Source organism: Deinococcus sp. NW-56 (assembly GCF_002953415.1).
Taxonomy (GTDB): domain Bacteria; phylum Deinococcota; class Deinococci; order Deinococcales; family Deinococcaceae; genus Deinococcus.
On sequence record NZ_CP026516.1, the window covers coordinates 630,674 to 643,254 of the forward strand.

14 protein-coding genes are annotated in these 12,581 nt (G+C 72.1%); 8 read left to right on the forward strand and 6 right to left on the reverse strand.

Translation table 11 applies throughout. The features are described from left to right. Nucleotides 1–151: 151 nt before the first annotated feature. Nucleotides 152–1,972, forward strand: coding sequence for a DEAD/DEAH box helicase (locus C3K08_RS03245; RefSeq protein ID WP_104990011.1), 1,821 nt, complete (start codon nt 152–154; stop codon nt 1,970–1,972). Between the two features lie 76 nt (nt 1,973–2,048). On the opposite strand, the gene guaA is transcribed toward C3K08_RS03245, so the two are convergent. The 3 genes from guaA to C3K08_RS03260 all read right to left on the reverse strand — a co-directional run bounded on the left by guaA (nt 2,049) and on the right by C3K08_RS03260 (nt 4,890). Next, nucleotides 2,049–3,584 (reverse strand): glutamine-hydrolyzing GMP synthase, encoded by a 1,536-nt coding sequence (gene guaA / locus C3K08_RS03250; RefSeq protein ID WP_104990012.1) that lies wholly within the window; start codon nt 3,582–3,584, stop codon nt 2,049–2,051. 83 nt (nt 3,585–3,667) lie between these two features. Continuing rightward, complete coding sequence (locus C3K08_RS03255) at nt 3,668–3,850, reverse strand: PEGA domain-containing protein (protein ID WP_158679838.1); 183 nt, start codon at nt 3,848–3,850, stop codon at nt 3,668–3,670. Beyond that, nucleotides 3,823–4,890 carry a hypothetical protein gene (locus C3K08_RS03260; protein WP_104990014.1) on the reverse strand — a complete coding sequence of 356 codons (1,068 nt, stop codon included), beginning with the start codon at nt 4,888–4,890 and terminating at the stop codon, nt 3,823–3,825. Before C3K08_RS03260 ends, C3K08_RS03255 begins: the two co-directional genes overlap by 28 nt. 173 nt (nt 4,891–5,063) lie before the next feature. On the opposite strand from C3K08_RS03260, the gene C3K08_RS03265 reads away from it, so the two are divergent. The 5 genes from C3K08_RS03265 to C3K08_RS03285 all read left to right on the forward strand — a co-directional run bounded on the left by C3K08_RS03265 (nt 5,064) and on the right by C3K08_RS03285 (nt 8,436). After that, a complete protein-coding gene (locus C3K08_RS03265; protein WP_104990015.1) occupies nt 5,064–5,621 on the forward strand; it encodes a molybdenum cofactor biosynthesis protein B in 558 nt (185 codons plus the stop codon). Next, a complete protein-coding gene (locus C3K08_RS03270) occupies nt 5,618–6,400 on the forward strand; it encodes a hypothetical protein (protein WP_104990016.1) in 783 nt (260 codons plus the stop codon). Before C3K08_RS03265 ends, C3K08_RS03270 begins: the two co-directional genes overlap by 4 nt. Nucleotides 6,401–6,578: 178 nt before the next feature. Next, nucleotides 6,579–7,640: a tRNA pseudouridine(13) synthase TruD gene (truD, locus tag C3K08_RS03275; protein WP_104990017.1), complete on the forward strand. Its 1,062-nt coding sequence runs from the start codon at nt 6,579–6,581 to the stop codon at nt 7,638–7,640. Further along, the gene (locus C3K08_RS03280; RefSeq protein WP_234009144.1) at nt 7,637–8,014 is read left to right on the forward strand and encodes a hypothetical protein; all 378 of its coding nucleotides are present in this window, start codon (nt 7,637–7,639) and stop codon (nt 8,012–8,014) included. The genes truD and C3K08_RS03280 overlap by 4 nt, the downstream gene beginning before the upstream one ends. Further along, nucleotides 8,011–8,436 carry a DUF3293 domain-containing protein gene (locus C3K08_RS03285; RefSeq protein ID WP_104990018.1) on the forward strand — a complete coding sequence of 142 codons (426 nt, stop codon included), beginning with the start codon at nt 8,011–8,013 and terminating at the stop codon, nt 8,434–8,436. The genes C3K08_RS03280 and C3K08_RS03285 overlap by 4 nt, the downstream gene beginning before the upstream one ends. Before the next feature lie 67 nt (nt 8,437–8,503). Here C3K08_RS03285 and C3K08_RS03290 read toward each other — a convergent pair whose 3' ends face one another. From C3K08_RS03290 to C3K08_RS03300, 3 genes are read right to left on the reverse strand one after another with little or no spacing between them, the layout of a single operon-like run. Next, nucleotides 8,504–9,724 carry a zinc-dependent alcohol dehydrogenase gene (locus tag C3K08_RS03290; RefSeq protein ID WP_104990019.1) on the reverse strand — a complete coding sequence of 407 codons (1,221 nt, stop codon included), beginning with the start codon at nt 9,722–9,724 and terminating at the stop codon, nt 8,504–8,506. After that, nucleotides 9,721–10,476 (reverse strand): SRPBCC family protein, encoded by a 756-nt coding sequence (locus C3K08_RS03295; RefSeq protein WP_104990020.1) that lies wholly within the window; start codon nt 10,474–10,476, stop codon nt 9,721–9,723. The genes C3K08_RS03290 and C3K08_RS03295 overlap by 4 nt, the downstream gene beginning before the upstream one ends. Next, nucleotides 10,477–10,893: a hypothetical protein gene (locus tag C3K08_RS03300; RefSeq protein WP_104990021.1), complete on the reverse strand. Its 417-nt coding sequence runs from the start codon at nt 10,891–10,893 to the stop codon at nt 10,477–10,479. A 146-nt stretch (nt 10,894–11,039) separates the two neighbouring features. Here C3K08_RS03300 and C3K08_RS03305 point away from each other — a divergent pair, with 146 nt between their 5' ends. Together C3K08_RS03305 and C3K08_RS03310 are read left to right on the forward strand one after the other, a co-directional pair. Continuing rightward, a complete protein-coding gene (locus tag C3K08_RS03305; RefSeq protein WP_104990022.1) occupies nt 11,040–11,795 on the forward strand; it encodes an SDR family NAD(P)-dependent oxidoreductase in 756 nt (251 codons plus the stop codon). 33 nt (nt 11,796–11,828) lie between these two features. Continuing rightward, nucleotides 11,829–12,578, forward strand: a complete 750-nt coding sequence (locus C3K08_RS03310) for a sulfite exporter TauE/SafE family protein (protein ID WP_104990023.1) — start codon at nt 11,829–11,831, stop codon at nt 12,576–12,578. The last annotated feature ends 3 nt before the right edge of the window (nt 12,579–12,581 follow it).

A 12,581-nucleotide genomic window follows, 5' to 3' on the forward strand; every position in this document is an offset into this window, starting at 1 on the left:
TTGCCTTACTTCGGCGTATGGTGTACACTTTCTCTTCGTGCGCCGACCGGGACATCCCCGGCGGCTGGAGAGTGCCCCTCACTCAAAGGACGAGCTTTCAGGGTTGAAGGCGTTTGGAGTTCTTAGGGGAAATCTCCCGAAAGGACTACAAATGAACTTTGATCAACTGATCGCGCCCGAACTCGCGGCGCGTCTTGCCGAGCGCGGCATCACCGAAGCCAGCCCCATTCAGGCGGAAAGCCTGCCCCAGACCCTCGCCGGGAAGGACCTGATCGGCCGCGCCCGCACCGGGACGGGCAAGACGCTCGCCTTCGCGCTGCCCATCGTTCAGAACCTCGAACCCAGCCGCGAGCGGGGCCGCCTGCCCCGCGCGATCGTGCTGGCCCCCACCCGCGAACTCGCCAAGCAGGTCGCGGAGGAGTTCTCCAAGAGCGGGGCGCACCTCACCACCGTCACCGTGTACGGCGGGGCTGCCTACAGCCCGCAGGAAAACGCCCTGCGCCGGGGCGTGGACGTGGTCGTGGGGACGCCCGGCCGCATCATCGACCATCTCGAGCGCGGCAACCTCGACCTGAGCGCCGTGCAGTACGCGGTGCTCGACGAGGCCGACGAGATGCTCAGCGTGGGCTTCGCGGACGCCATCGAGACCATCCTCCAGAAGACGCCCGCCGAGCGGCAGACGATGCTGTTCAGCGCCACGCTGACCGCCGACATCAAGCGCCTGGCCCGCAACTACCTCAAGGAGCCCGTCACCGTGGACATGGTGGGCGAGGGCAAGAGCCAGGCCGCGCAGACCGTCGAGCACCTGAAGGTGAAGGTGGGCCGCACCCGCACCCGCGTGCTGGCCGACCTGCTGACCGTCTACAACCCCGAAAAGGCCATCGTCTTCACCCGCACCAAGCGCGAGGCCGACGAGCTGGCGAACGAGCTGATTCACCGCGGCATCGAGAGTGAAGCGTTGCACGGCGACCTCGCCCAGACGCAGCGCGAGCGGGCGCTGGGGGCCTTCCGCTCCGGGCGCGTGGGCGTGCTCGTGGCGACCGACGTGGCCGCCCGTGGCCTCGACATCCCCGAAGTGGACCTCGTGGTGCAGTACCACCTCCCGCAGGACCCCGAGAGCTACGTGCACCGCTCGGGCCGCACGGGCCGCGCCGGGCGCACCGGCACCGCCATCGTGATGTACGGCGACCGCGACGGCCGCGAGATGCGGAACCTCGAGTACCGCACGGGCGTGCAGTTCAAGGAACGCGCCCTGCCCACCCCCAAGGAAGTGCAGGAAGCCAGCGCCCGCTCCAGCGCCGAGATGGTGCGCCGGGTGGACGGGGCGGTCGCCTCGACCTTCCAGGCCGAAGCCGAGCGCCTGTTCAGCGAACTGGGCCTGGAAGCCCTGGCCCGTGCCCTCGCCAAGATCAGCGGCGTGACCGAGCCCGTCAAGGCGGCCAGCCTGCTGAGCGGGGAAGAAGGCCTGACCACGGTCGTGCTGCACGGCGAGCGCCTCAGCGTGCCGCGCACGGTCGCGCTGCTGGCCCGCAACAGCGACGTGGACACCCGCCGCCTGGGCAAGGTCCGGCAGTGGCGCGGCGGCACCGTGGCGGACGTGCCCAGCGAGTTCGTCGAGAAGCTGCTCGCTGCCAATCCGCTGGAAGGCGAGGTGCAGGTCGAGGTGGCCCAGGAACTGCCCGAGCTGTTCGAGGCGCCTGCCCGCGAGGGCCGTCAGGGTGGCGGCTACGGCGGCGGCCGGGGCTACCGCGACCGTGATGAAGGCGGTTACCGTGGCGGACGTGGCGGCTACCAGGGCCAGGGCGGCGGACGCGGGGGCTACGGCTCGCGCGACCGCGACGGCGGCGGCTACCAGGGTGGTGGCCGGGGCGGTCAGGGCCGCTGGAGCCGCGACGGTCAGGGCACCCGTGACCGGGGCGAGGCCCGCCGCGAGGACTTCGCCGACCGCGAGTTCGTGCCCGCCGGGCGCTGAACTTAGAAGCCAAGAGAAGACCCCCCGCCTGTGATGGGCGGGGGGCTTTCTTATGCCCTGAGGTGACCTTTGCCGCTCATTCCCACTCGATCGTCGCGGGCGGCTTCCCGGTGATGTCGTACACCACCCGGTTGACCTCGTGCACCTGATTCACGATGCGGTTGCTCATGGTCGCCAGGAAGTCGTAGGGCAGCCGCGCCCATTCGGCCGTCATGAAGTCGTCGGTGGTCACGGCCCGCAGCGCCGCCGTGTAGGAGTAGGTGCGCCCGTCGCCCATCACGCCGACCGACTGGATGGGGGTCAGCACGGCGAGGGCCTGCGAACATCCGTCATACAACCCGAACTCGCGCAGCCCCGAAATGAAGATGTCGTCCACCCGCCGCAGGATGTCCAGCTTTTCCTCGCTGATCGCCCCCAGGCAGCGGATGGCGAGGCCGGGGCCGGGGAAGGGGTGGCGCATCCGGATGTGGTCGGGGAGGCCCAGCAGCCGGGCGATCTCGCGCACCTCGTCCTTGAACAGGGTGCGGAACGGCTCGACCAGCCTGAAGGCGAGGTCGTCGGGCAGGCCGCCCACGTTGTGATGGCTCTTGATGTTCGCCGCGCCCGACTTGTCGCCGTGCCCGCCCCCCGCCGACTCGATCACGTCGGGGTAGAGGGTGCCCTGCGCGAGGAAATCGAAGGGGCCGTACTCGCGGGCCTCGCGCTCAAAGGCCCGGATGAACTCGCGGCCGATGATCTTGCGCTTCTCCTCGGGGTCAGAGACGCCCGCCAGAGCGCCCATGAACTCGGCGCGGGCGTCCACGGTCACGAGGTTGACGCCCAGCGGTTTCAGCGCGGCTTCCACCTGCTCCCGCTCCCCAAGCCGCAGCAGGCCGTGGTCGATAAAGACGGCAGTCAGCCGCTCGCCGATGGCGCGGGCCAACAGCAGCCCCAGCGTGGAGGAATCCACCCCACCGCTGATGGCGAGCAGTACCCGGCCGTCCTCGCCGACCTGAGTCCGCACGCCTTCAATCAGGTCGTCGATGATGTGCTCGGCGTTCCAGTCGCGGGCGACCCCGCAGATGTCCAGGAAGTTGGCGAGGAGTTGCCCGCCCTTGGGCGTGTGGACGACCTCCGGGTGGAACTGCACCCCGTAGCGCCGGGTCAGCGGGTTCTCGATGGCGGCGACAGGGGTGTCGGCGGTTTCGGCCACGACCTCGTAGCCTTCGGGCAGCTGGGTCACCGAGTCGGCGTGGCTCATCCAGGCGACGAACTCGCCCTGAATTCCGGCGAAGAGTTGCCCACCGTAGCGGGTCAGGTCGGCCTTGCCGTACTCGTGCTTGCCCGCCCGCGCGACCTCGCCGCCCGCCTCGTGCGCGAGAAACTGCATCCCGTAGCACACGCCCAGCACCGGCACGTCCAGCTCCAGCACGCCGGGCGCGGGGCGCGGCGCTCCGGCGTCGTAGACGCTGCTGGGGCCGCCCGACAGCACAATCCCCTGGGGGTTCTCCTGCGCGATGCGCTCCAGGCTTGCGGTGCCCGGCAGGATCACGCTGTACGCCCCCAACTCGCGGAAACGCCGCGCGATGAGGCGGGTGAACTGGCTGCCGAAGTCCAGAATGACGAGGCTCACGGGCGTGATTGTGGCACAGCGCCCGCTGAGGCGGGGAAGCAGTGTCCAGCCACGCCGGTTGCGTGGGGTAAGGCGGGTTCGCCCTACGGCGCGAGGTCGATGGTCACCGGCACCGCGCTGGGGGCCGTCACGGTGACCTCGGCGGGGGCGTACCCCTCGGCCGCCACCCGCAGGACATACTCGCCGGGCGTGGGCAGGGTGACCTCGCCGGGGGCGGTGCCCACCTCGGTGCCTGCCTTCAGGTTCGCTCCGGCAGGCGCCCGCACCACGCCCAGGCGGACCGGGCCGGGCGCCTCGCCCTGCACGGCAAAGGTGAGGGTGCAGCAGGCAGGGGCCGAGGCCGCCGTCCGGGTGGCGGTCGTCGCGTCCGCCCCGCCCCCGACCGCCACGCCCACACCGCCGCCGCCAGCGCCAGCACCGCGAGCAGCGCCAGCAGGGGCCACAGCCACGCGGGGCGCCGGGTCTCGCGTCGGGGGGCGGTCGTGGCCTCCTTGGCCTCCTGCCCCGGCTTGATCACCCGCCGGGTCCCGTCCGGGTTCCAGGTGATGCGGACATCTTCCCCCAGTCGCCGCCGGGAGGTGGGGGGAGGTGGGGAGGGCGCGACCCTGGACGGCTCGGGAGTGCTCTTGGGGGAAGGCTCCGGGGCCACCTCGGTCGGAGCCGCCGTCAGGACGATGGATGAGGGGGCGTCCGGCCCGTCGGCGGGCGCGGGGTCGGGGTCCGGCGTCGGTTCCGCCTCGGCCTCGGCTGGCGAGGTTGCCCGCAGCGGTGGCGCCTCCTGGGGCGCGTCCAGCCGGGCGATGAGGGCCTGGGCGGTCGCGCCTTCAGGCTGATCACGTAGGGAAGGCGGAAGTTCGCCCAACGTTTCCAGCGCCCCCAGCAGCGCCCGCACGTCCTCCTCCGGCGTGGGGTCGCCGCCCCAGGGCAGCGCGGCCCCCGCCAGCGCGACCTGCCCGTCCACGCTCCACAGTTGCGCGGCGCTCACGCCCCCGTGGGTCAGGCCCGCCGCGTGCAGCGCCGCGAGGCCTTCCAGCCCGCCCCGCGCGGCGAGGAGAGGGTCGCGGGCCGGGTGCGCGTGCGGCGGCAGTTCGGTGACGATATAGGCCGTGTCACCGTCCATGCCGCCCTCGGAGGGGCGCAGCAGGGCGGGCGAGTCGGGCAGTTCGGGCAGCGGGGCCGCGTGGGGCAGCACGTGCAGCAGCACCGGCATCCCGGTCAGGCGGTCGGTCGCGCGCAGCGTCCGCACCGCCGCCGTGGGGTCGCCGCCGAGGTCACGGGCGGCCACGTAGGGGCCGATGGGCTTCATCGCGGGCCAGTATAGGGCGGTGCCCCGGAAGGTGGCCGAACCTTTTCGGGCCGAAGGGCGTGAGCACCCCTGATGCGGGCGGCGCTGCGTTCTGTGGACGCCCCGATACCCCCCCCGGACCGTGAGCCTGCCCCCGCCCGCCGGGTCATCCTCCGGCGTATGGTGCGGGCGTCATGGCCGACCCTGCCTACCCGCCCTCTGCCCCCGCCGGACACCGCGCCGCCGCGCCCCGGCGGGTGCGGGCCGCCGTCCTCACCATCAGTGACACCCGCACGGGGGCGACCGACACCAGCGGCGCCTACCTGCGGGCCGAGCTGGAGGCGGCGGGCCACGAGGTCACCGCCTCCCGCATCGTCCGCGATGAGGAAGGAGCGATCCGCGCGGCCCTGGCCGAGCTGATGGCAGGGGCCGACGTGGTGCTCACGAGCGGGGGCACCGGGATCACCGGGCGGGACGTGACGGTCCCCGTTGTGGAGTCGCTGCTTACCAAACCGCTGCCCGGCTTCGGGGAGCTGTTCCGGATGCTGAGCTACCGCGACGTGGGCGCCGCCGCCATGCTCTCGCGGGCGGTGGGCGGCCTGGCGGGGGAGACGCTGCTGTTCGCCCTGCCAGGTAGCCGGGGCGCGGTGCAGACCGCCTGGGAGGGCCTCTTGCGGGATGAACTCGGCCACCTCGTCTTCGAGGTGCGGCGGCACGGGCAACCGGGTCCGGTGGGGGAGGGGGAGGCGTGACCTTCGCCGCGTACGTGACGCCCCTCTACGCCTTAGCCCTCGCCCTGATCGCGGGCTACTGGCTGTGGCGGATGGGGCGGGAGGCTCGGCACCGCTACGAACCGCGCGTGGCGTGGTGGGCGGTGCCGGGGTGGGTCTCGCTGCTGCTCGCGCCGCTGCTGGAAGTCCCAGCCCTCTTCGGACTGGGGGCGGCAGCCTTGCTGCTGGCCGAGTTCTGGCCGGGCGCCTTCCGGCCCACCCGCACCCGGCCCGGCGGATCGTGGCCGCTGGTGGGCGTGCTGCTGGGCCTCGCGCTGCTGGCCCTGCTCGCCGCGCAGGGGGGTGGGCGGGTGGCGGACGTGGCCGTGCCGCTGGCCGCCGCGCTGGGGCTGCTGCTGGCCGGGGCCGGGGGCCTGATCGCCCGCGCCCTGTTCCGCCCCCTCCCCCCGGCACGTCGCCTGCCGGGGCTGGAGGTGCGCTTCGGCCCCACCCAGCTCCCCGAGTGGCCCCACCTCAGCCTCGCGCTGACGGGGCGCGGTGCCCGCCTCACCAACGTCTCGGACGGCCCGCTGTGGCTGGCGGGGTGGTCCCCCAGCGGCACGAACGCCTGGCTGCGGGTGCGCGACGAGGGCGGCGCTCCGCTCAACGTGCTCCCCAGCGGTGGGCACGCCGTCCTGCCCCTGCGCGGCTGGGAGCGCGGCGTGCGGGTGTGGTACGTGCGGGAGCTGGGGCCGGGGCCGTCGCAGCTCTTCCGGGCCGACTGGACGCCGCCGGGCGGGGGCGAACGGGTGCTGAATTGAGGGGGTTGGTGGAAAGACCCCTCACCCCCTCGCGGCGCGAGGCCCTCTCCCCTGTGGAGAGGAGCCTTTTTGTGCCCAGCCTCCCAACCGCTGAAGGTTGCTGAGCGGCCTTCCCTCCCATGCCCCCCAGCGCCCTCTCACCCCCCAGGCCCGCCGCAGGGCGTAGGGTGGAAGAATCGTGAGTCTGGTGTTTGATTGGACGGCGCTCGCCACGCGGACGGAGACGCCTGGAACCGGAGGCCGATTGCGGACGGTGCCGGGGGACTTCCGGGTGGAGGAACTCCCCGCCTATGGGCTCTCCGGCGAGGGCGAACACCTGTACCTGCGGCTGGAAAAGACCGGGCACACCACGGCCCACGTCCTGCGCGAACTGACCACCCAACTCGGCGTGCGCGACCGCGACGTGGGCGTCGCCGGGCTCAAGGACCGCCACGCCGTCACGACCCAGTGGATCAGCCTGCCCGCCAAGTACGAGCCCCGGCTGGAGGGATTCGCCTTGGACGGCGTGCGGGTGCTGGAGGTGACCCGCCACGGCAACAAGCTGGGGCTGGGGCACCTGCGCGGCAACCGCTTCGTAGTGCGGGTGCGCGGGGCGGAGGGCACGGCGGAGACGGCGGCGGCGACCCTCGCGCTGCTCACGGCGGGGGGCGTGCCCAACTATTTCGGCCCGCAGCGCTTCGGACTGCACGGGCTGAATGCCGAGGAAGGCCTGCGCGTCCTGCGCGGCGAGTCGCGGGTGCGCGATCCCCGCGTGCGGCGCTTCCTGACGACCAGCGTGCAGAGCCTGCTGTTCAACCGCTTTCTGAGCCTGCGGCTGGAGCGTGGTCTCTTTGACCGCCTGATCGCCGGGGACATGGCGAAAAAGCACGACACCGGCGGCGTCTTTCTGGTCGAGGACGCGGCGGCCGAGTCCCCCCGCGCCGAGCGGGGCGAGGTGAGCGCCACGGGCACCCTGTTCGGGCGCAAGGTCAAGCCCCTCTCGCTGGACGCGGGGGCGCTGGAGGCCGAAGCCCTCGCCGCCTTCGGCCTGACCCCGGAGGTGTTCGCCTCCCGGCGGGGCGACCGCCGTCTCACCCGCGTCTTTCCGGAGGGGGCCGAGGTGCAGCCTGAGCAGGACGGCTACACGGTGGCCTTCACGCTGCCCAGGGGCAGTTTCGCCACCAGCGTCCTGCGCGAGCTGACCAAGATGGCCGTGGACGCCCCCGACGAGCCGGACGTGGCCGAGGAGGAGGAAGCGTGAGGCTGGGGCGCGGCGCGGTCCTCCTCCTGCTGGCCGGGCTGGGAATGGCGCTGGCTGCCCGGCTGCCCACCGCCGACCTGGGCCTGCGGCCCGCGTTCGGGGGTGCGGTCTTGCAGGGGCGGGTCACGGTGGCCGGGGGCGACGAACTGACAGGCGTGTGGAGCGGCGCGGGCCGTGCCCGGCTGCTGCGCTGCACCCCGCGCTGCGAGACGGTGGAGAGTATCCCGGTGCCCGGCACCCTGCTGCTGGGCGAGGGCACGCCCTACCGGGTGGTCCTCGCCGGGGAGTTTCGGCCCGGCCAGCGGGTGCGGCTGGCTCTGCGCTTCCGGGGAGCTGCGGTCCTCAACGCCGAAGCCGCCATGCTGCGCCCTTGAGGGAGGACCTGCGGGCCGCCTTCCTGGGTGCGGGCTACGGTCCGGCCGGGGAAAGGGGGCACCTCTCGCCCACGCCCGGTGCCCCGCCGCGCTGGCCTCACGGAACGTGGGCCATCGTCACCGCCTGGAATCCGGGTGGGGAGCGGGCGTCCGACGCAGTGAACGAGCGGGCACAGGTTGACCTCCTCGCGCTCGTGCAGGGCAGTGGATTCGCCCCAGCGCCCGCCGTCAACGGCGAGGGGGACTGGGCCGAGGCCGCACTGCTGGTTCACGGAGCGCGGCTGAGGCAGGCGGCGGAGTGGGGCCTGCACTTCGGGCAAGCCGCTGTGCTGTGGGGCGTCGGCGCACGGGCGGCGCTGGTGTGGCTGGAGGGTGGGAAAGTGACGGGAGTGGAGCGGCTCTGGGTGGTGGAGCAGGACTGACGGCTCTCCTTCCACAGCAGCGGGCCGGAGGGGGAAAGTCCTCCGGCCCGCCGTGCTTGCCCTTTCCTCAGCCCTGCGGCTGCGGCGCGGGCGTCGGCTCGTGGTCCCCTGGGTCAGCCCAGGGGTCGAGGACGCACTTGATGCAGCCGTCGTGCTTGTGCTTGAAGATCTCGTAGGCGTGCGGCGCCTCCTCCAGGCTCAGGCGGTGGGTGATGATCCGGGTGGGGTCGATCTCGCCGCGCTGGATATAGCCGGTCAGCCGGTCGAGGTAGCGGTGCACGTGGGTCTGCCCGGTCTTCATGGTCAGGCCCTTGTTCATAAAGGCCCCCACCGGAATCTTGTCGGCGAGGCCGCCGTACACGCCGGGCACGCTGACGGTGCCCCCCTTGCGGCAGGCCATGATCGCGGCCCGCAGCGCGTGGGGGCGGTCACTCTCCAGCACGCGGGTGGTCTGCTTGACCGCGTCGGCCACGCCCAGCATGCCGTGGGCCTGCGCCTCCAAGCCCACCGCGTCCATCACGCTGTCGGGGCCGCGCCCGCCGGTCATCTCCTTGAGGAGTTCGAAGACGTTTTCCTCCTCGTAGTTGATCGTCTCCGCGCCGTAGGTCCGGGCCATCTCCAGCCGCTCGGGGAAGCGGTCGATGGCGATCACGCGCTCGGCCCCCAGCAGGAAGGCGCTGGCAATGCCGAAGAGGCCCACCGGACCCGCCCCAAAGACGGCCACCACGTCGCCCGGCTCGATCTGGCAGTGCTCGGCGCCCATGAAGCCGGTCGGGAAGATGTCGGTGAGGAACAGCACCTGCTCGTCGGTCAGGCCGTCGGGCACCTTGAACAGGTTGGCGTCGGCGTAGACGGTGCGGGCAAACTGGGCCTGCCCGCCCGCGTACCCGCCGGTAATGTGCGAGTAGCCGTACAACCCGGCGGGCGAGTAGCCCCAGAACTTCTCGGCCAGCCCCGGATTGGGGTTGGAGTTGTCGCACAGCGAGGTCAGGCCCTTCTGGCAGTACCAGCACTTGCCGCAGGCGATGGGGAAGGGCACGATCACCCGGTCGCCCACCTTGACCTTGCGGACCTCGGAGCCGACCTCCACGACCTCGCCCATGAACTCGTGGCCCACGATGTCGCCGTGGACCATGCTGGGGACATACCCGTCGAGCAGATGCAGGTCCGAGCCGCAGATCGCGGTCTTGGTCACGCGCACGATGGCGTCGGTGGGCTGCAGAATTTGGGGATCGGGCACCGTCTCCACGCTGACGCGGTTGACGCCCTGCCACACGACGGCCTTCACGAGGTCCTCCGGTTGTCGTACATCCTGGCCTCCGCCTTCATCGCACCCTTGCGGCCACTGGACTGGCCCTCGGTGGTGGGAATGTGCCCGACCTCCAGCAGCCGTTTGAGCCGCCGCAGGTCATGCTCGATCTGCACGTTGGGGTCCTCGCCCAGCAGCCGGGCCACGGTCGCCCCCAGGGTGCCCCCCGGCGGGCGGTAGGTCAGCGAGACGTGAATCTCGGTGCCCCGGTCACCGGGCGCGGGGCGGAACTCGACCTCGCCCTCGTTGGGTACGTTCGCCCCCTCCAGCGAGCGCCACGCGATGCGGCGCCCCGGCTCGTCGGCAGTGATCTCGGCGTCCCACTCCACGCTGGTGCCCACCGGGGCCTTGGCAACCCAGTGCGAGCGCTGGCCCTCGCCGTCCTGAACCTTCACCGACTCGAGGTGGTCCATGAAGCGCGGCAGGTTCTCGAAGTTGCGCCAGAAGGCGTACAGTTCGTCCGCGCCCATGCCGATCGTGATGGCCTTTTCCACCTTGATCTGGTCGTCCTCGGTGCGGCGCACGCCCGTGACCGTCTCGCCGAGGCCCTGGCCCATCGCCGCGCCCGCGACGAGCAGGGCTCCCCCGGTGGCGAGCAGGGTGCCCACCTGTCCGCGCTGGCCCAGGCTCAGGGCGATCAGCCCGGCCCCGATGCCGCCGAACAGCACGCGCTCGGCCGGGCTGGAATTCCGGCCGCTCTGGGGCCGTTGCTCGTGGTCTTTGCGGGTCATCTAGCGTCCTCCCTTTCCGGTGAGGTGGCCCTTGACCTTTTCAGCCAGGGTGGGCGGATTCATGCTCAGTGCCCGCGCGGTCAGCACGTCCACCACCAGCACGCCCGAGAGCATCAGCAGGCTGTTCGCCATGCGCTTGCGCCCGTGCGGGTCGTTCGGCCCCGCGTGGCCCACCGTGGCGATGTCGATCACGTCCCCGACGGCCCGGCCCCACACCCAGGTGGCGGCGGCGGCCGGGTGGGTCAGCAACCCGACCCCGGCCACCACTTCACGCACCCCGTAGGAGCGCACCAGTCCGTTCTGCTCGCCGTCGCGCACGCCCACCAGACGGCTGATCTGGCCCGGCATGAGGAGCTCGGCGACGCCCAGCCCCAGGCTGAACCAGCCCAGTCCCCTCGCCACTTGCTGTGCATCCATGTGTCTGCCTCCTTCAGGGTCAGGCCCTGCGAACAGTTCCCAGCGTCGCAGAAGACCCCCGGCCTTGTCGTCCGGCGGGGCTAGAGAGTTGCTTCACGCGGGGCAGCCGCTCGCCCCACATCCTCGCCAGGCGGTCTAATGCCCCCATGCTCGACCTGACAGGCAAGGTGGTGCTGGTGACCGGCGGCTCGCGCGGCATCGGCGCGGCGACGGTGCGGACGCTGGCGGCGGCGGGCGCCGACGTGATCGTGCATTACGGGCGCGGGGAGGCCGAGGCCCGCTCGCTGGTGGCCGAGGCGGGGGAGGGCCGGGCTATTGCACTGGGCGCCGACCTTGCCCAGCCGGGGGCCGGGACCGCCCTCTTCCGCGAGGCGCTCGCGTGGCGCGGACGGGTGGACGTGCTCGTGAACAATGCGGGCATCGCTCCTACCGTCACCGTGGATGACCCGGAGGATGCCTGGGCGGGGACGTGGGCGCAGACCCTTCAGGTCAACCTCGTGGCGGTGGCCGACCTGTGCCGGGAGGCCGTCCTGCACTTCCGCACGCGGGGCGGCGGGACCATCATCAACGTGGCGAGCCGCGCGGCCTTCCGGGGCGACAACCCGGACGCGATGCACTACGCGGCGTCCAAGGGTGGCGTGATCGCCCTGACCCGCTCCATCGCGCGGGGGTACGCCCGCGAGGGCATCCTGGCCTACGCGGTCGCGCCGGGCTGGGTCCGCACCGACATGGCGGAAGAGTACCTGCGCGAGCACGCCGCCGACCTCGCCCGCGACATTCCGATGGGCGACGTGGTCCCGCCCGAGGAGGTCGCGCACACGGTCGCCTTTCTCGCCTCCGGGCTGGCCCGCCACATGACGGGGGCGACGCTGGACCTCAACGGGGCCTCCTACGTGCGGTGAGAGCCGTGTTAGCCTCCTTCCCGTGATCCCAACATGACCCTCGCCGTGATCGCCGTCGGCCTGCTCGCCGGGGTGCTGGGCGCGATCCTGGGCCTGGGCGGCGGCGTGGTCGTCGTGCCCGCGCTGGAATTCGTGCTGCCCCTCTTCGGGCGCGACATCACCATCGCGCAGGCGGTGGCCGTATCACAGATCGGGGTGCTGGCGGTGGGCCTCAGCGGGGCGGCGAGCTACCTCCAGCAGGGGCTGGTGCGGGCGCGGACGGGGTACCTGCTCTCGCCCTTTACCATCCTGGGCGGGGCGGTCGGTTCCTTCCTGGGGCTGGTGCTGCCCGCCCGCGCGGTGGCGACGGTGTTCGCCCTCCTCCTGCTGTACTCGGCCTACAACCTGTTGCGGGGCCTGAAGCGGGTGGAGGTCGAGCGGCCCCCCAGCCGCCTCGTGCCCCCCGCGATGACCTTTGCGGGCGTGATGAGCGGGCTGCTGGGCATCGGCGGCGGCACGGTGCAGGTGCCGGTGCTGAACCTGCTCGCGGGAGTGCCCATCCGGCAGGCGATCGCCACCTCCACCTTCATCATGGGCCTGACCGCCGTGGGGAACGCGCTGGTGTACCACGCGGGGGGGCTGCTGGACCTGCGGCTGGCCGCCGGGGTCGCCCTGGGCGTCTTGATCGGGGCGCGGGCGGGGGCGGGGCTGCAAAGCCGGATTCCGGCGGCGCAACTCAAGCTGTTTTTCAGCGTGCTCTTGATCTTCACGGCGGGGCAACTGCTGTGGAAGTACTGGGGCTAGAGG